The following is a 20770-nucleotide window of genomic DNA, read 5'->3' on the forward strand; positions in this document are numbered from 1 at the left end:
AAAGTGACATTTTATATTGGGAATGGGGGGTGACATTTTATTTCTGTTTTAATAATTTTTTGTAAAAATATGTTAGAATTATTATGTATTGGAAAAAGCCGCCAAGGTGCGGGTATTTAGAGATATTTAAAAATTCTCTATCTAAGCGAAGAAACCGCTTTAAAAAGCGGTTTTTTTGCACTTTTTTCATTAAAACAGACTTAAATTAAAAAAATATAAAAAATCAAAAAACAGAAATTTTTCAATTCTTTTTTAACTTTTTTAATTTAAATGATCATTTTTCTTTAATTTCTATTGAAATTTACAACGAATAAAAAAGTTTATTTTTTATAAAAATAATAAAAAAATAGTAAAATGTAGAAGATGTTTTAATTTAATCAAGGGAGAAAAATGAGTATTACAGATAAAAGATCAAAATTGATCGCTACAATCGGTCCTTCTACTCAGGACTATAAATTATTAAAAAAACTTGTTGAAAATGGAGTTACTACAATTAGAGCAAACTTTTCACATGGTGATTTTGAAGAACAAAATGCAAAATTTGAAAATGCTAAAAAAATAACTAAAGAGTTAAACATTCCAGTTTCTATTTTACTTGATACAAAAGGTCCAGAAATTAGAGTTGGAAAAATGAAAGATGGAGCTCAAGTTATTGAGGCGAATTCAGAAGTAACAATTTTAACAAATGCAAATGATTTTAAAAACTTTGAAGGAACTGCAAAACAATTTTCTGTTTCATATGAAATGGATAAAGATTTAAAAGCAGGTGACAGAGTTCTATTTGATGATGGTAAACTGCAATCAGTTGTTAAAACTGTTAAACCAGGAAGAGTTGTTGTTAAAATGGTTAACACTCACAAATTAAAATCAAATAAAAGAATTAATTTACCAGGTGTTGAATTTTCATTACCATTCTTAGCTGAAAAAGATATAAATGATGTTAAATTTGGTATTGAAAAAGGTGTAAACTACATAGCAGCATCTTTTGTTAACTCAGCAGCAAACGTACAAGAATTGAGAAAATTATTAAATGATAATGGTGGTTCTCACATTCAAATTATTTCAAAAATTGAATCACACGTAGGTATTGAAAGAATTGATGAAATCATTGCTGAATCAGATGGAATTATGATTGCTAGAGGAGATTTAGGTTTAGAAATTCCTTATCAAGATGTTCCATATCACGAAAAAAATATTATTAGAAAATGTAGATTAGCTGGTAAACCAGTTATTGTTGCTACACAAATGTTAGATTCAATGGAAAATTCACCACAACCTACAAGAGCAGAAGTAACAGACGTTTATTGAGCAACTGAACTTGGAGCTGATGCTACTATGTTATCAGGGGAATCAGCACAAGGTAACTACCCATTAGAATCAGTTCAAGTTATGTCAACTATTAATAAAAGAGCTGAAAAAGAATTTTATAATAAATTATTCTATAGAGTTCAATTAGCTACTATTGCTAAAGCTTCTTCAGGTAAAAGAGCAGAAATTGCTCATAAACTTGCACATTTAACAGCAGAAAAAGACATTAGATATGCAATTGTTTTATCAAGAACAGGGGAACTATTAAAAATGGTTGCTAAATTTAGACCAAATACAGCAATTATTGGTATTTTAGATAATGAAAAAATGATTGGTGGATTTGGAGTTACTTCTTCAGTGTTTACATCATTAGATTCAATTAAATTATTTAAAGAAATCAAAAATAACCCATCTAAAGCAAAAGAAGCTTTAAAACCATATGGTGCAAATAAAGGAGATAAATTCGTAATTGTTGAAAACGACAAGATTACTGAATTTACATATTAATAATACAAAATCTTTCTTTTTATAGGAAAGATTTTTGTTTTTCGAAAAGATTTAAAAAGTTATAAAAAAAGGAATTTTTGTTTATTTTTATCTTTTTTAACAAAAAAAAAAAAAAATAGGAGTATAATCAAAATATAAAATTAAAACATTTTTCATATTTAGGGGGTAAAAATGAGAAATTTTTTAAAACAAAGCAAAGTTAAAAAAACAATTGCTATTTTAACCACTTCTATTACAATACCTGTTACAGGAGCGGGTATCTATTTTGCAGCAACTACTGATTCTGCAAATTCAACCGAAAGATCTAAATTATTAAAAGACAACATTATTTCTATTAATACAGGAACCAATTTAGATTTTAAAGATGGTTTATTTTCTCATAGAGATAACAACCAAAAAGTCAAACAAATAAAAAAACCGGAGAAAAAACTAGAAATAACTATTAGTGAAAATCCAAAAGAACCAGAAGAACTTTTAAAACCACCCGCAAGCGAAAAACCGGAAGAAAAAATTTTGGTTTCACCACCAAAACAAACTCCACCTCCACCCCCAGAAAAAGAACCTGAACCAGAACCTGAACCAATAACCCCAGATGATCCTGAACCGGAAAATCCAAAGATAATTGATATCAACGTTGATAATAAGGTTACTCCTGAAACACCAAAAGAGGAACCACAAAAACCGCCTGCAATTGTTCCTGAAGAACCAAAACAGCCAGAACAACCTGTAGAACCCCCAAAACCCGAACCTGTTCAACCGGTAGTAATTGAAGAACCAGTTGTGCAACCAAAACCAGTGGAAAAACCCGTAGAAACACCACAACCGGAGCCAGTTCAACCAAAACCACAGGATAAAAATGTTGAAATTCTTCATTTTGAGAATACTGATATTGTTGCTCACGTTACGAGACCAAGAGAAAGAATTCTTCATTCTGATGATGTTGCTAAAAAAATTACTAATAGAGTTCCTTATGTTGCTAATATAACCCCCAAAATTAATTCAATAGAAGTTACAGATGAAATAAGAGCAGCAAATACTAAAAGTGCAATTAAAGCATTAACAAGAACTTTTAATCAAGAAGAAAGAGATTCACTTAGAACTCCAAACTCTGATATGTTTAGCATTTCAAGGTATATAGAGTTAAATGAAGACTATTATAAAGTGCTTTTTGATAAGTTTTCAAGATTAATTGAAAATGGTGATAAAGTTAGGGAGTTTTTAACAGATGAAGGAAAACAAAAATACCCAGAATTAAAAGCTTTAAAAGATAAAAACGAAAGATATGCAAGAATAATTTCTTACATTGATCCAAACAAATTCACCAAAACATCACAAGCAGTAGAAACAATGCTTGGAAAAGGATATGTTATTGAACCAGAAAATAGAAATGTTTATATCGATGCAAATGGTGAAATAAATTCATACTCTTTTGAACCTTTAATAAATGGAGTGGTTGCAACAATAAAAAGAGATAATTCAGAGAAAAGAGTATTTGGTTATTCTAGTCAATGAAGTAGATCTCCAGAAGATGTACAAAAAGGAGTTTATCCAGGATGAACTAAAAGAGATGTTACATCAGACTATCGATTCACAAGTTATAACGTTTCAAGAAGTGATGGTTTTACAATTAGTGAACTCACCAGAGATGAACCTATTCAAGGAAAAAGAAATAAAGGTTTAGTAGTAGAAATCGATGCATCCAACAACAAAGGTTATGCTAAAACTCTTGGATTTATAAGACAAGCAAAAGAAAACGGTTTAGAAATAACATCTTATAAAATTAAAAATATCGGAACAAAAGATGCAAACCAAAGATTTTATGATATTTTTAAAGCATTGCCAGATAACTTGCCACAACTTGAGTTATATTTTGAAACAAATAACACATCAGCACTTATTGCTTTAGAAAATAAAAAAATTGATGAATTATCTTTATACACAACTAAAAATGTGCATTCAGATTCATGAAGTATTAATCCTTTAGCTTTAAGAAATGTTGCTTTTGTTAATACTTTAGATTATAATGTAAGTAGAGAATATGGTTATGGAGTAAAAGTATTTTCTAGAATCGTATTTGATACACTATCTTTTGAAGAATCTGATTTAGGAAGTAATCCAACAGTTTATAAAGACTTAACAAGAATTAATGATGGTTTAAGAATGGCATATTTTGTAAGAAATAATGAAGGGATTTTCCAAGGAAGTTTTGGTCCAGGATTGGATGCTGATCACAATGAAGGTGGTAACAGTTATCCTCTTGGTTTAGATTTTAGTAGAGCACCATCAATTAAATCATTGCGTGGAATGCGCTTCTATGATATTCACAACTCTTCTAATGGAGTTAGAAAACTCAAAAGAATTAAGTTTTTTAACAATAGTGATACTTTTGAAATTGATGCTGATGAATTGAATAATGCACAATGAGCTGACATTTTAGATCAAACATTACCACAAATGCCAAGAAGCAAAATTGGTTTTTCTAACGGAAGTCAGACATCTAAAATCAAAATTGTTTCTAAAAATGGAGTAAATTCATTAACACCAGAAGGAGTAAGAAACCTTAATACTCTTTTAGATTGAAGCGATGGAAACTTTAATAGCAATACAACAATTTATGTTGGAGAACATGACACAATGCTTTATAAACAAATGCAAAATATCGGAAAAAGAGTAGCATATTCAAGTTCAGAAAACTTTGAATTTAACTAAGAAAGAAGGACAAAATGAAAAAAAGAAAAATTTTTATGCCTTTATTATTAATAGGAATAAGTTCTTTTGCATTCATTTCATGTAATGACACAAGCAAACCAAATCCTGGCGATAATAACGGAGGAAATGATAATTTACCATTAGATACAGAAGAAAGAAAAAATACTTTTTTAAAATCAGTAGCTGATTCTGTTAATATACAATATACATCTTTTACACAAAATCCCCCAAAAACTGACAGAAAAAATGTATATTTTACAGATTTACACGATTTTCTTGAAGATGTTAAATTCACAATAAGTGGAAAAGATTCTGATAAAGTATCTGCTTCTATAACTAACTTTAAAGTAGAAAGAGATAAAGAAGGTTTATCTATTTCCAATAGAACTGGTAAAGGAACAATAGTATTTGAATTCACTCTAAAAAGCGACCCTAAAATCAAATATACTAAAGAAGTGGTGGTTGATGGTTTTGCAAGCAATCCTTACAATGCTGGTTCTGATGGTTCAATTCCAACTAACTTACAAAAAACAGATAATGTAACTTTCTTGAAAAAATATGTTACTTCAAATCAAGAAGAAAGATTTAATATTGATAACGAAGAATATGTTAAAACACTAAAATTACAATTAACTCAAGGTGCAGGCAACTTTGATGCTGCGAATTATAGACCAGAGTTAAAAATAACAGAAGAAAAGAAAAAAGAATTTGATGCAAAAGCAAAAGAAACAAAAATCGATACTTATGACAACTCTTTAATGAAAGGATTTACACTTCCTTCATATGATGATAAAGGTGAATATAAAGGTTTAGATATATATGATAAACCAGAAGTAACTAAAGGTCCTTCATGATTAGATGCAGCAAAAAGAGATCCTTATCAAATAGTAGGTATTCCAAGATACTTACCAAACGAAATGTATAAGAAAATTGCTTTACAAACATTCCATGTAACTTTTAATAATCAAGATGAAAAAGATGCAAAAGTGTTCCATCCAACTTCTGGGACTATGTGAATTATGGACTTTCAGAAAAAAGATGATAACAAATATCCAACAAAATGATATTTTGGAACAAATGTGCACGTTGCAGATGCTTTAACTAATAAAACAGCATCTATTAGTTTTTCTCGTTTAAATCCTGATGCAGGAATTCAAACAGTGTTTAAATTACTTGGATTTGATGAAAACTTTACAAGCTTTGGTTTCCCTTTAGATCTTACAAATAAAAATAATTGACCTATTAAAGTAGTATTTTCAGGTAAAGATTTTCTTAAAAAAGATCCTTCTGACTACTTAATAGATGCACAAAAAAATACTTTTAAAGATAAAAAAGAATTTATTGATTTTGCTGTAATTGAATTGGATTTTGAAAAACTACAGCAAACAGTTGGTCAAAACGGTTCTTCTATTACATACGGAAATAAATCATATGATTCAGCAAAAATCAATTCTTTATTTAACGATAAATCAGAATTTGCAAAATTATTTACAAATGACTATGCAGACAAAAAAGAAGATCATATAAAATTCTTAAAAAAATCATATCTAAAAGATTATAAACAAATTGATTTTCCTTTATTAAAACAAGATTTAGAAAAATACAAAGGTGATAGTCTATACATTTTAGGTTATCCATTAGCTCTTCAAGATTTTTACTTAAAAGAATATGAAGATGAAGATCAAATAAAAAGTAGAAAAAGAGATTTTAGTTTATGAGTAAATGCAGATAGTGAATTATTTCCAAAAGGCTCTGTAACAACAAATGACAGTGAAAAAGCAAAAAAAGGAAATTACCTTTCTTATTCAGTTGGATATAGAACATTTACAGATAAACCAGGAGTAGTTGATGAATTCATAAGTGCAACTAGACTTGGAAAAGATTTATACACTGATTCAGAAAAAAAACAATGAGTAGCTTCAGGATTGGCTTATAGTCCAAGACATTATGTTCCTTATGGTGGAGCATCAGGTTCATCTGTTAGAAATGACAAAAATGAACTTGTTGCTGTATTCCACGGAGCAAATAGTGGAGCAAAAACAGGATTAGCAGCAGCTTTTAGATCTGAAGGATATGATTTTAAAGGTGCTTATGGAACAGGGGATAAAGCATATCATTTACCACAATATGACTTAATCTATGGTGGTGGAAAAGATCAACAAAAATCATACAGAGAAGAAATGAAAAAACTTTATGGAAGTGATACAAACTTCAAAACCAACTTGTTCCCACAAGGTTTAGATCACGTAGAGGAGGGATTTACTTTTGATAACAGTTCAACAGCAACAGAATCAGAAAATAATTAATAGATATAAAACAAAACCAAAAAATAATTGATTATTTGATGTTCTGAAATATTCTTTAGTAGGTTCTATTTTTGTTGGATTATTATTAATTTTAATATTCTATAATACAACAATTTTAGGTAGAGCAGAAAGAGCAGATTACTTTTTATCATTTAATTCTTTACAAATTGCAAGACAATATAATTTTTTAATAATATCAAAAGTTTCTTTATTATTCTTTGTCTTGTTCTATTCGATTATAAAAAACTATATAAACTTAGTTTTTCATAAAGAATTGATAAAAATTTATATTCCTTGGTACATTCTTTATTATTTATTTTCAATTGCAGCTTTTGTATTATTTTTTGTTTTTAATCCATATGCAAATTTAGATAAATATGTACCAGATAATAATGTATATCAACATTTTTGATTAACATTTATATTAATTCCACTTACAATTTTAAATATAGCAAATTACTTTTATTTTTACTTTACAAAGAAAAATAAAAACAAAATTGGTAATAATAAACTTTCTTCAATTATTGTTTCCACAATCGCACAAATTTTATTTGTAGCTGGATATATCTCAATTTTTTGATTATTAATCGAAAAGCAACAAAATGATTTACCAGCGCTAATTTTAGATAAAAGTCAAATTTATTTATTTATGGAACAATTGTTTTCAGTTAAAACATCCTTAAATATTATTTATATGATTGCTATTATTTTAACTATAACAATCTTATTAATAGGAATGAACTTTCCAAAAATTCAGTTTTTATTGAAAAGAGAATATAACCATTTATATTTTAAAAGTCAAATTATTCTCTTTTTAAGTTCAGCAGTTGCATTAATAATTTGATTTGTCTTTATCTTAATTACAACACAAAAAAATACTGATGTTATTTCTGCAAGTAAGCAAAATAGTTATATTGCTTTAATTGTACAAATTATCTTTATTTTAATATTTACAAGTCTTTACTTTGCATCTAATTTTGTTTCTTTCTTGAAACCAAAAGGCAAAATTAACCCATCATTTTATTTTGTTGTAGTACAACTTTTAATTTGAATATCGGTTATGATTGCAACAAGATTTTCTACAGAATTACTTATTAATTCAATTATCTTAATAATTTCTGTTGTCATTTCGACAATCATTTCACTTTTTTATTTAATTTACATTAAAAATACAAGTTTTTATATGATTTTATTAACATTTGTTTTTTTAGGAGCAATTAGTTTATTACTTTTTGTTTCATCACTAAACACTATTTTAATTGAAAGACAAAATTACGCTTTATCATCATTTAATATTGATTTTACTATGAATGAAATTCTAATTATCTTTATAATTACCATTTTATCAACATTTTTAATTAGCCTACTTATTGATTCTGGAATCACATTAGTAAAAATCTTAAAACACAATAAATCACCTAAAAAGAAAGGGAGTAAATAATGAAAAAACTATTTAGTAAAAAACCAAAGAACAAATTGAGTAAAGAACAAGAAGCTTTATTATTTCCTTTCTATGATTTAGAACAAAAATACAAAGAAATAGAAGCTTCTGAAAAATTTATTTCATATTCAAGATTGATGTCATCAGTTTTACTTAGCACAGGATTGAGTTTTGAAAGTGATGTTATAAAAGAATATAAATCAATTTATACTAAAGCTTTAGTAAAAAAATATGATTTAGTTTATTTAGATTTTATTATTTCTTTTGGTTTAAACAAAAAATTCAGTCCAAAATTTCTTGTTCCAATATTAGTAAAAGAAATAAGTTCAAACACTGAACACTTTGATTTAAGATATGATGAAAATTTAGTTAAAGAAAACTTTTTAACCAAATTAAACAACGAAATTAATAGCTTAATGGAAAGAAATTTCTATGTTGAAGTTTTACCTGGAATAATAATTTATTTTTCTTCTTATTCTAAAGAGATGAAATTAGTTTTTAAAAAAGATTACACAAATCAAATAGCAAAATAATATGCATTTAAAAAAAATAGTTCAAAAAAAGAACAATTTAGAAAAAATTAATTTAAAAGCTAACAGCGAGAAAAATATTCTATTAATAACCATAGTAAAACTGAATCAAAAACTTAAATTTTATATAGATAATGCCTTTTTAACAAGAGAATCAATCAGACATTTAAATGATAAATATAACATTCAAAATCCTTTTATCATTGATAATGGAAAAAACAAGTTCAAATCAACCATTAAAGGACTTTTTTCAAATACTATAATCAAAGAAAAAGAATTATGAATTTATTTAAAAGAAGAGCAAAAATACTCTACTGACTCTTATTCTAGATATGAAAAAATGATTTTAGCAAATGCTAAAACCAAAAAAATTGATTTTCTTGCTATTGGAAAAAAAGCAGAAGAATTTTTAAAAAGTAATAATCTAAACATTTTAAAAAGTTTTGATCTTGAAGACACAACAAAAATTAGAACAATTTCCACTTTAATTAAATTTCTCTATGAACAAGAAAAATACAAAAAAGTGAATTTTGTTTTAAACTCAAATAAGAATTACAAAAGTTATTTCACAATTTTACCAATTGAAAATTTTGAAATGCATAAGTTAATTAATACAAATGAAAAAAATCTTCCAAAAGATTTATTTGATTTCAATATTTATCCAAATGTTGCTGAATATGTGCAAAATAGTATTGATATTTATATTGAAAATGTAGTGCAATCTTTAATTATCGAATCACTATTTTATAGTGCTAAATTAAACTTAGTAAGAGTTAATAAAATCCTAAAAGATTTAGAAAAAGAAATCAAATTTACAAAAAGAAAAATTATCAAAATCAAAAGAGAAAATGAAATTGAAGAAATTATAATGCTAACTAAAAATAACGGTAATTTCTCTGTATTTAATAAAGGAGAAAGCAATGAAAACTAATTCTAATTTATATAGCATTACTATTAATTTTATTGATAATTCCATTTTGAAAGTTTGAAATAGTTCTTTAGAATTGTATTTTAAAGACGAATTTAAATGAAGTGAAATTGAAAAAAAATCGCTTGCTTGTTTTGAACAAATTCTCATAAAAATAAAGGAAAAATCAAAAGCTGATAAATATCTTTTTTTAAAAAATGCAAATTTCATTATTTTAAAAAATGAAATAATTATTAACTCTTTGAATGAACAAGAAGTTTTCAAATTAGCAACTGCAAAAAATAACGATAATTCCTTAATAAAAGATCTAAAAAAAGAACTAGATTTTACAAAATCAATGAATAAGTTAAGTTTTAATTTAGATAACACAATAAAAGAAAAAGAATTAATATTTACTTTATATAAAGCAGAAGTGATAAAAGAAATAAATTTAAGAAAGGTAAGTGAAAATGAAAAAGAATAATAAAGATAAACACAAATTATTAGCAACTTTTGCCTTACCTTTAGTTATCACTCCAGCTGCTTTTTTTGCAAGTGCTGATCCTGAACCTAATTCAGGAACTTCAAGCACAAATGGCACAGCAAATGATAAAGAAAAACCAGCTGCAAAAAAACAAAAAAGTCCACAATTTGATACTTTTGCTAAAATAGCTAAAGATGCAATTAAAACCGGACTACAAACAGCTGTCGATATCGCTATTAAGAATTTAGCAGATGAGCAAAATAAACTAAAAGTGGATGAAAAAATTTCTTTTGAAGATAAAGCTAAGAAAAACTACTATTTAGAAACTCTTAAAAATTTTCTTGAAGCAAATAAAGAAAAAATGGCTTCTGATCCTAATGGAAATAAGTTAAATGTAACTTTCCCAAATGTTTTTTCACAAAAAGACAATTTTAAACGTGGAACAGTAACTTTTGAAGGAAAAACATATGATAATGTAATTTTTAACGAAACATCAGACAATACAAGTTATACTAAAGCAATAGGAACAAAAGGAAAACAACAAGCTGAAAAAGAAGAATCTAACTTTTACACAAGTACAGAAGTAAATAATTATCTAAAAAAATATAATGATTCTTTAAAAGAAAGAATAACAGATGTCTTTTATAATGAAAAAGACATTCCTGATATTGAATTTACTCCAGAAACTATTTCTAAAGGTGATGGAAGTACAGTAAGTGCTCTTGTTGCAAAACCACCAGAAGGTTTTACAACTTGAGATGATTATTTTAAAAGCAAATACGAAAATAGATTTACTGCTTTTGATTTGGATCAAAATAAAACAGATGATGAACAGCAAGAAGAACAAAAACAAAAAGAACAAACAGATAATTCTATTCCAGAAATCCCAACAATTGACGATGTAGATTCACAACCAAGCGACCAAATTGTAGATGTTAAACCATATAATCCAAAAGAATATATTGAAAAACTCCCAATTCTTGGTCCTGAAGTGTTAACTAAAAATTTAGATAAAACTGCAGAAGAGATATCATCAGAATTTGAAGCAGAACCAATTAGTGAAAATTACTTCTTCTTCAATAATCCAATCAATACTCGTTTTGAATATAAAGTTATTGCAATAGAAAAAGATACTAATAGTGATAATTATATTGCAACGATTAGAATTCAAGACTTAGTAAAACCAGAATACATAAGGTTATATAAAACCTTTATTACAATACCTAAAAATAAAGGTTTTCAAAAAATTTATGAAGAATATGTTAAATCAGTAAGAAATATATTTGTTAATCTTTATAAATCACTACAATTAGATGAAAAAATTGATGTAGATGCCCTAGAAAGTAATCAATTAAAAACAAGGTTACTCACAATGATTAATGTTGTTACACAAGAGTTATATTACAATAAAACTTTTGTTGATAAACAATCACAAATCCTTTCACCAATTAGTGTTGAGTTAAATAAAAGTAACAATTTAAATAATGCTTCAGTAATTGAAGATGGACTTAATTTACTAGATGTACAATTAATTTCTTCACTTAAAACTTCAAGAATTCAGTTTAGAGAATTTTATTCAATTCTTCCTGAAGGTTACGAAAAAGAGTTATTAAGATACGAACAGTTATTAAAAAATCAACCAGAACTACTAAAAAAAGTTAATGATAAATTCCAAAAATATCACGCCAATACAGATATTATCAATAAACTTTTTGAAAATATGAGAAAAGACATTTCTGTTATTAAAAAACACGCAGGAGCTAAAACTTTTAATACCATTAAGTGATATGAAGAATATTTAGCTTTACTAAGTAAAATAGCAAAACAATTTAACATCGTCAAAAGTTTCTTAAAAGACGAAAAACCAGAAACAGATGAGAAAAATAAAGAAGAAAACTCTAAAAACTTTAATAGCGAATATACAAATGCTAACAAATTATTACAACAAGAATTTAAATCACAAAACTTATTTTTAACAGTAATAGGAACTATTTTAGGTACAGCAGGATTAGGAGCAGTTGCTCTTGCAAGTGCAAACCAATTAAATTCAAAAACTAAAGGTAATAAATCAACTTTAAAAGCAAATATTGCAATAATTATTTTATCAACTATTGTTATCGTATTTGCTCTTGCATTAATTTTATTTGGAACTATAGGAGGAATATAACATGCAAAAGAAAAACCCAATAATTACAGCTATTTTTGATTATATAGTTGAAGTAACTGGTGATTATGAATATAAACAAAGACAAAATTTTACAACAGAAGAATTTCCAGAAGCAAGAATGATGGTTGTAAGTGCTACAGATACTAGAGCATTTTTATTAGTTGATAATAATGTTTTAGAAAAACTTAAAATAGGTCAAGAAATTGTAGAAGTAAAAATTGAAAACGAAATCGAAACTTCTTATTCTCATTTTGGAAAAATTTTAGATATTCACGGAAACGAAATTTTTCCTTCCAAAAGAAAAATTGAAGGAAACTCTTTTTCAAGAAAGAGCAAAATTTTTGGTGATGCCCATAATTTAATGACAGTAAAAACTTTAAATGAACAACTTTATACTGGAATTATTTCTGTCGATTTACTTATTCCAATTGGAAAAGGACAAAGACAATTAATTATTGGAGATCGTCAAACAGGAAAAACCCATCTTGTTGTTAATACAATGATTAACCAAGCAAAAAACAATGTTAAATGTGTTTATGTTGCCATTGGACAAAAAAGAGAAGATATTTCTAGACTTTATGAAACTTTAAAAGAATATGATGCTTTAGACAACACTATTATTATTGATGCACCTTCAACAAGTGCTTATCAACAATATTTAGCACCTTACATTGGAATGGCTCACGCTGAAAACATTTCACAATATGATGATGTTTTAATTGTCTTTGATGATTTAACAAAACATGCTAATATCATTAGAGAAATTGCTTTATTAACTGATAAACCAGTTGGAAAAGAAGCGATGCCAGGAGATATTTTCTTTGCTCACTCATCATTACTCGAAAGAGCAGGTTCTTTTGTTGGACGTCAAACAATTACAGCATTACCTATTTTAAAAACAGTAGATGGAGATATTACAAGTTTAATTTCATCTAATGTAATTTCCATCACTGATGGTCAATTAGTAACAAGTGCAGATTTATTTAGTAGTGGTAGATTACCAGCTATTGATATTGATTTATCTGTATCCAGAACAGGTAGTTCAGTGCAATCAAGAACAATTACAAAAGTAGCAGGAGAAATAGGTAAGATTTTCCGTGCTTATAAAAGACATTTAAAATTAGCAATGCTTGATTATGAATTTAATAAAGAAACCACAAACCTTTTATATAAAGGAAAAATGATTGATAAAATGTTTATGCAAAGAGGTTATTCACTTTATTCACACAGATTTGTTCTATTAATGTCCAAACTAATTTTATGAGGAACTCTTAAAGGAATTAAAGAAGAACAAAAAGCAATGACCTTCTTAAACGTGCTAATTGATGCTAATCCAGATGCAAAAGAAATTTTTGAAAAAATTATTAACAACGAACCTTATGATGAAAATATTACCAAAAGTTACTTCTCATATGCTTTATTACAATATGCTAAAAAATTAAAATTAAATTGAGAAATAGAAGTAGAGCATAAATTTATTGACTTTAGCGAACAAGAAATGAATACACTTTTAGAATTAACAGGAGATAGATAATTATGAATGGAAAAATAATTAAATTTTGAACAGATGTAGTAGAAATTGAATTTTTAGAAGGTAATCTACCAACTTTAAACACAATTTTAACTTTACACGATGGCAAAACATATTTATTAGTTAAAAGACTTGTTAATAATAAAGTAGTAAGAGCAATTATCATTTATTTATATAAAGAAATTTCCCTTGGAGAAACTGTTGTTAATACAGGAAAAAGTTTTATGGTTCCAGTTAGTTCTTTGGCTCAAAACAACATTTATAGTTTTGATGGAAAACCTTTATTAACTGACCGTGAAACAAATCCTTTATATGTAGAAATGAATTCAACTATTAATAAAGAAAGGGTGCTTGATTCCAAAATTGAAATCATTGAAACAGGAATTAAAGCTATCGACTTCTTTATGCCAATTATTAAAGGTTATAAACTTGGGATTTTTGGTGGAGCTGGAGTTGGAAAAACAGTTTTAATGAAAGAAATCATTTTTAATGTTAATAAAAATAGTGAATCAACTTCCAACATTTTCATCGGTTCTGGAGAACGTTCTAGAGAAGCAATTGAGTTATTTAACGAACTAGAAAGTTCCAATTTAATGCAAAATTCATCAATGTATATTTCTAAGATGAATGAATCTCCAGGTGCAAGGATGTCAATTGTGCCAATTGGAATAACAGCTGCAGAATACTTAAGAGATGTAGAGAAAAAAGATGTTTTATTATTTATAGATAACATTTATCGTTTTGTGCAAGCAGAAAACGAAGTTAGTGCTTCACTTGGGAAAAAACCATCAGTTGGTGGTTACCAATCTACTCTTGAAAGTGATGTTGCTCACGTTCAAGAACGTTTATTTAAAAATGAAAATGCAGGGATTACATCATTTCAAACAGTATTCTTACCAATGGATGATATAAGTGATCCTTCTGCTGTTGCTGTATTTAACCACTTAGATGGTAATTTAGTGCTTTCGAGAGCACAAACAGCAAAAAACATCTTCCCTGCTTTTGATCCACTTGCTAGTTCATCAAATTCAGTTGATGCTAAAATTATAGGAGAAGCTCACTTTAATGCAATAGTAGAAGCAAAAAGAATTTTAAAAACCTATAAAGATTTAGAAGATGTTATTTTAATTTTAGGATTTGATGAACTTGATGACGAAAGTAAGAAAATTGTTAAAAAAGCATTACAATTAGAAAACTTCTTTTCACAAAACTTCTTTATGACTGAACACTTTACAAAAGAACCTGGAGCATATGTTCCTTTAGCAGATACAGTCAATTCAGTTATAAGAATAATTAATGGTGAATATTTAAACCAAAGTCCTGAAATATTTAGTTATGTTGGTTCAAATTTAAATATTCCAACTGACAAAGAACTTGGACTTAAATAAAAGAAACAAATAAAGGAGGAATCATGGGAACAAATTTTTTTAAAAGTACTAAAAATAAAAAAATTATAGCAATAAGTTCCGTGTCTATAGTTACACCTATTACTGTAGGTGCTCTTTTCTATGTTTCAACTACTGATAAAGCAAATTCAGCTGATCGTTCTAAATTATTAAATGATAACGTTACTTCCATCAACACTGGAAATAACTTAAATTTTAAAAATGGTTTTAACTCTCACAGAGATAATAACCAAGAACCTAAAAAAGTGCAACCTAAAAAAGAAGAACCGGTTCCAGAAGAACCAAAAAAAGAAGAACCTTTAAATAAACCAATTTCTGAAACCCCACCACCACCTGCAAATCCGCCAGAACCCGATCCAGAACCTGTAGAACCAGATAAACCTAAAGATCCGGAAAAACCCCTTATTATTGATCAACCAAAGGAACCAGAACCCCAACCAGAGCAACCAGCTCCAAAGGAAAAACCTGTTATTATCGACATAATAAAACCGGAACCTGCTCCTGAGTCTAAAGTTCCAGATCCTGTAATTACACAACCTGTTGAAAATCCAAAACCTTTACCAACCCCTACTGTTAAAACACCACCAAGTCCAGATCCAGTCCGTGATAAAAACACAGAAATAACAGTGGATTTCTATGGTGAAAAAATTAGGGTAAACATCGAAAAACCACAAGCAAGAAAAATCGATCAAAGAGATATTGCAGCAGGTAATGCAAACAGAGTAGAATACATTAATCAAATTACTCCTAAATTATTAGGTATTAAAGTTACTGATAAAATCATTGAAGCAAATAAAAGAAGTAGTTTAAGAGCTTTAGCTAAGGATGTTCCTTTAAATCAGGCAGATTTTCCTGAAATTCGTTCAGGACAGTTAACTAATGATCAAATTAAAGAGGCTTTAGACACCGATTATAGATCAACTGGTTATTATAGAAAAATTATTGATAAATTTTGAAAATTAATTGCAAATGGTGATAAAGTTGTTAACTTTTTAACTGAAGAAGGAAAAAAAGCATATTACAAAGAACTTAAAGCTCACAAAAATGAAGATTGAGCTAAATTAAAAATAATTTCCTTTTTAGATATGACTAAATTTACGAAATTATCATCTAATGCTATTAAAAATTTAGGTGAAGGTATGGTTATTTATGATGATAATTCAAATGTTTATATAAATGATGATGGAGAAATTGATTCATATGCTGTTTCACCACTAATTAACTCAGTAACAGCAAGAATAACAAGAGATAATTCTAAAAAACGGGTATTTGGTTACAACGATTGACGTGCAAGATATCCTGATGAAATTAGAAATGGAACTTATCCAGGGTGAACAAAATCAGATGTTACAAACACTTATTCTTCTAAATATAACTTCACTCCTGGTCAAGGAATCAAATTTGAAAAATTAACAAGAGATGAACCAGAAGCAGATGCAAGAAATGAAGGAATTGTTGTAACAATTGATGTTGCTAATCCTAATGCTTTAGAAAAAACCAAAAAATTAATTGAAGATTTAACTAAAGCAAACGAACAAATAACTTCATACAGAATTATCAACATTGGTAAAAAAGGTTCTTCAAACTATGATTTCTTTAGTATTTTCCAAGCACTACCAAATAAATTACCACAATTAGAATTATTCTTTGAAAATTACAATACAAGTGCACTTTTAGCAATTAAAGATAAAGAAATAGATGAACTTTCTTTATTAACAACAGGAAATTCCCTTGCAGAAGGTTGAGCAATCAACCCTATTGCTCTTAAAAAAGTTGCTTGAATTAACACAGTTGACTATAATGTAAGTTTCAATTATTCTTCAAGACAAACAATTGCAACAAGAATTACCTTTGATACAATTGCTTTCAACGATGTTAATATTGGACCAAATAAAGACTTAACAGAAATCAATAATGCTTTAAGAATGGTTTATTATGTTAGAAATAATGAACCATTCTTCCAAGGAAGTTTTGGACCAGGAAAAGATCCAGATCACAATGAAGGGGAAAACAGTTATCCAACAGGACTTGATTTATCAGGTGCAAAACAATTAAAATCATTAAAAGGTTTAATTTTTTCAGATACAATCAAACCTTCAAATAAACCAAGAAAACTAAAAAGAATTATTTTACATAATGAAGGTGATACTTTTGAAATTAGTGCTTCTGAAATGAATGGAGCACAATTTGCAACAGTATTAGCAACAGAAGGAATGCAACAACCAAAAAGTAAAATAGTTTTTGATAATGGAAAAGTAACTAAAAAAATCAGAATTTTAGCTGATTCATCTGCACACACATTAAATTCAGAAGGAATTGCAAACTTAAATACTTTAATTAATTTTAGTGATCATACTTTTGGTTCTGATACTCATTTTGAAGTTTATAACTATGACACAGCACTTATTAATCAACTAAGAGGTCTTGGAAAAATTGTGGATGTTGTTAATAAAGACGATCCAAAATTTGACTTTAGTTAGAATGGAGAAAAAATGAAAAAAACAAAAAAACTTTTATTATTACCTTTAATTTCATCTTCATTAATTGTGTTTTCTTCTTGTCAAACACAATTAAATCCTTCTGACTCACAACCTGGTAAAACAGATCCTAAAGATCCAAATAAACCCGGAAATGCAGTAATTTCCGGTCCAATTACACAAGAAAGATGAAATAATCTTGTAAAAAATATTAATGTTGATTATAAAGGTTATGATGAATTCAATCGTCCTAAAGAATCAGTAACTTTTGCTAAATTTGCTCAAAATATTTCTAGTTTAAAACCTGAAGTAGTAGGTATTAATGAAAAGGATGTAAAAGTTAATGTACTAGCTGCAATTCCAGATAGAGATGCAAATGGAACTGACATCTCTAGTATAACTGGACAAGGTAGAGTTTTATTTGAATTTGTTTCTAAAAAAGATCCAAAAATAAAAGCAGAAAAAACAATTCAAATTTCTGGTTTTAGTAGCACACCTGTTTTAACAGATGGTGATGGTTATATTAAACAAAATTTAACACAACTTCCTAAAACAGAACAACAAAAATATTTAACAGAATGATCTCAAGATCAAAGATATCAAAAAGATAATGCTGAATATTTAACTGTTCTTAAAAGACAACCAGGTTATGATGAATCAACATTTAGAAAAGATGTACACATAACACAAGAAGAAAAAACTAAATTTGATGCTAAAGCAAAAGAAGCAGGAATTGATACTTTTGATAGTGCTTTAGCTAAAGGATTTACAGTTCCTTCTTATAATGAAGATGGTACTTATGATGGATTAAAAATATATGATGCTCCTGAGTTGGGTAAAGGACCTTCTTGAGTAGATTCAGCAGGAAGAAATCTAGCTAGAGTTGATGGTATTGCAAGATATTTAACAAATGATCATTATAAAACTGCTGCACTACAAACTTTCCATGTGCAATTTAACAATCCAGATCCAGAACATCCAGGAGAGCCAAAATATTCTATAGCAACTTCTGGAACAATGTGAATTTTAGACTATGAGAAAACAACAGATGGAAGTTATCCAACCAAATGATATTTTGGTACTAACTTACACGTTGCAGAAGCACTTAATGATAAAACCGTTGGTTTTGGACTAACAAGATTAAACAGAGATGCTGCTGTTAGAACCAAATTCAAAATTTTATCTCACGATGAAAATTTCACTGGTTTTGGATTCCAAATGAAACCAAAAGCTGGACAATCTGAAAAACCAGTAAAAGTAGTTTATAGTGGAGAAGATTTTTTAAACTCTAAACCTTCTGATTTTCTTGCTAAAGATCAAAAAGCAAAATTTGAAAATACAGAAGAATTTGCGGATTTTGCAGTTATTGAAATTGATTTTACAAAAATCGATGCTTCAAATGTAGGTATTTCAGCAGGAATAAAAGGTGGTTCAGTTTCTTTTAATCAAGAAGCATTTAGAAGCAACCCTGCAGAAATGGCAAAAATCATTACAAATGAATATGCAAATCATGCAAGTGAACAAATTAAATTCAAAACTGAATCATATTTAAAAAAATATGCTGCAATTAATAAAAACTTAAATTATGCAAATCCAGAACCAAATATTGATAATTTATACATTGTAGGTTATCCTTCTGCTAGAAATGATTACTTTTTAATAAGATATGAAGAAGACGATCAAATAAAAGATGCTCCTTATTCCTTTAGTTTATGAACAAATGCGGAAACCAAATACTTTGATGGTATTAATTATGATCAAGTAACAGGTAAATGAAATTATACTGATGAACAAATCAATAGGGGAAATTATTTATCTTACGAAATAGGATACCGTTCTTTTGTTGATAAACCCGGTGTTCTTGATGCGTTTATTTCTGCTACAAGAACAGGAAAAGATTTACATGTTGCTAAGTTAGATCATAATAAACAATTGATAGCGGCTGGTTTATCTTATTTACCAAAACACTATGTTCCAATTGGTGGAGCTTCTGGTTCTTCAATTAGAAATCAGAATAACGAATTAGTTGCTATATATCATACATCCAATAATAGTGCAAAAACAGGAGTTGCTTCAGCATTTAGATCTGAAGGATACGATTATAAAGGAATTTATGGTGGTTCTAGTTCAAATGCATATCACTTACCACAATATGATTTAATCTATGGTGGTGGTAAAGATCAAAAAAACTCTTATAGACAAGCACTTCAAAAATTATATGGTGATAATTATAAAACTAATTTATTTGATAATATTACACAAATTCCAGAAAAATTCCAATTTAAAAACGCAGCAATTGAAACAGCTGCTGAAACTAATACAACCACAGGTAAAAAATAGGGTAAAACCTATTTTTTTGTTTATAATTTATAGCATAGGGAAAGGTGGTATACTTGCAAAAGAAAATTGAAATAAAGTTCTTTGTACCAAGAAGTTTTTATCGGTTAATTTTACCATTATATGGATTATTTTTTGTGATGTTAGTAAGAACTCTTTTACAAGATTTATACTTTAATACGCATTATGTTGTTTTTGCTGTTTCTCTTCTTGGTGCTATTATTATTTTAAGTGTTGCTATTTTTTATACTGTTATGTGAATTAAAATTAATAAAAGCAATATTACTATAGAAGCAGGAAGGTTAAAAGGAGAAAGTTGTGCTAATTTAATAGAACATCCTAAAAATTTTGATTGATTTAAAATTGAAAAAATTGATATTAATGTTAGAGAAATTCTTCAAGTAGAACATTTTTATGAAAAAGGGAGGGATAGTATTAAAGTTATTACTAAAAATCAAACTTACTATTTACATTATGTTTTTAATTACCAAAAAACAATGTTAGAATTAAATGCCTTGATTGAAATTATTAAAGAAGAAAGATGGCATTAATTACTTTTCTAATGGGAAAATCCTGTATAAAAGGAAAAAAATCAAGATCAAAAACCCGTCTTTCCCAGTTGACGGGATTTTTTTCTTTTTTTCATATATTTAATACTAC

13 protein-coding genes are annotated in these 20770 nt (G+C 27.5%); all 13 read left to right on the plus strand.

The features are described 5' to 3' along the window. The first annotated feature begins 390 nt into the window (after nucleotides 1–390). The 13 genes from pyk to ACXX87_RS03070 all read left to right on the plus strand — a co-directional run bounded on the left by pyk (nucleotide 391) and on the right by ACXX87_RS03070 (nucleotide 20661). Nucleotides 391–1815, plus strand: a complete 1425-nt coding sequence (pyk, locus tag ACXX87_RS03010; protein ID WP_436358388.1) for a pyruvate kinase — start codon at nucleotides 391–393, stop codon at nucleotides 1813–1815. A gap of 171 nt (nucleotides 1816–1986) precedes the next feature. Continuing rightward, a complete protein-coding gene (locus ACXX87_RS03015; protein ID WP_458573253.1) occupies nucleotides 1987–4524 on the plus strand; it encodes a putative immunoglobulin-blocking virulence protein in 2538 nt (845 codons plus the stop codon). 14 nt (nucleotides 4525–4538) lie between these two features. Then, the gene (gene mip / locus ACXX87_RS03020; protein WP_458573254.1) at nucleotides 4539–6830 is read left to right on the plus strand and encodes an Ig-specific serine endopeptidase MIP; all 2292 of its coding nucleotides are present in this window, start codon (nucleotides 4539–4541) and stop codon (nucleotides 6828–6830) included. Further along, nucleotides 6790–8271 (plus strand): MSC_0624 family F1-like ATPase-associated membrane protein, encoded by a 1482-nt coding sequence (locus tag ACXX87_RS03025; RefSeq protein ID WP_458557359.1) that lies wholly within the window; start codon nucleotides 6790–6792, stop codon nucleotides 8269–8271. Before mip (ACXX87_RS03020) ends, ACXX87_RS03025 begins: the two co-directional genes overlap by 41 nt. Then, complete coding sequence (locus ACXX87_RS03030; protein WP_436358384.1) at nucleotides 8271–8804, plus strand: MSC_0623 family F1-like ATPase-associated protein; 534 nt, start codon at nucleotides 8271–8273, stop codon at nucleotides 8802–8804. The genes ACXX87_RS03025 and ACXX87_RS03030 overlap by 1 nt, the downstream gene beginning before the upstream one ends. Nucleotide 8805: 1 nt before the next feature. Next, on the plus strand, nucleotides 8806–9732 hold the full coding sequence (locus tag ACXX87_RS03035) for an MSC_0622 family F1-like ATPase gamma subunit (RefSeq protein ID WP_436358383.1): 927 nt from the start codon (nucleotides 8806–8808) through the stop codon (nucleotides 9730–9732). Beyond that, nucleotides 9722–10192 carry an MSC_0621 family F1-like ATPase epsilon subunit gene (locus ACXX87_RS03040; protein ID WP_436358382.1) on the plus strand — a complete coding sequence of 157 codons (471 nt, stop codon included), beginning with the start codon at nucleotides 9722–9724 and terminating at the stop codon, nucleotides 10190–10192. Before ACXX87_RS03035 ends, ACXX87_RS03040 begins: the two co-directional genes overlap by 11 nt. Then, nucleotides 10179–12359, plus strand: a complete 2181-nt coding sequence (locus tag ACXX87_RS03045) for an MSC_0620 family F1-like ATPase-associated subunit (protein ID WP_458573255.1) — start codon at nucleotides 10179–10181, stop codon at nucleotides 12357–12359. The genes ACXX87_RS03040 and ACXX87_RS03045 overlap by 14 nt, the downstream gene beginning before the upstream one ends. Before the next feature lies 1 nt (nucleotide 12360). Beyond that, nucleotides 12361–13893 (plus strand): MSC_0619 family F1-like ATPase alpha subunit, encoded by a 1533-nt coding sequence (locus ACXX87_RS03050; protein ID WP_436358380.1) that lies wholly within the window; start codon nucleotides 12361–12363, stop codon nucleotides 13891–13893. 2 nt (nucleotides 13894–13895) lie between these two features. After that, nucleotides 13896–15278, plus strand: coding sequence for an MSC_0618 family F1-like ATPase beta subunit (locus tag ACXX87_RS03055; protein ID WP_436358379.1), 1383 nt, complete (start codon nucleotides 13896–13898; stop codon nucleotides 15276–15278). Between the two features lie 23 nt (nucleotides 15279–15301). Beyond that, the gene (locus ACXX87_RS03060) at nucleotides 15302–17776 is read left to right on the plus strand and encodes a putative immunoglobulin-blocking virulence protein (RefSeq protein WP_436358378.1); all 2475 of its coding nucleotides are present in this window, start codon (nucleotides 15302–15304) and stop codon (nucleotides 17774–17776) included. Nucleotides 17777–17788: 12 nt separating this feature from the next. After that, nucleotides 17789–20113 (plus strand): Ig-specific serine endopeptidase MIP, encoded by a 2325-nt coding sequence (gene mip, locus ACXX87_RS03065; protein ID WP_436358377.1) that lies wholly within the window; start codon nucleotides 17789–17791, stop codon nucleotides 20111–20113. Between the two features lie 53 nt (nucleotides 20114–20166). Then, nucleotides 20167–20661 (plus strand): hypothetical protein, encoded by a 495-nt coding sequence (locus ACXX87_RS03070; RefSeq protein ID WP_458573256.1) that lies wholly within the window; start codon nucleotides 20167–20169, stop codon nucleotides 20659–20661. The last annotated feature ends 109 nt before the right edge of the window (nucleotides 20662–20770 follow it).

Source organism: Mycoplasma sp. 613B, from assembly GCF_054343485.1.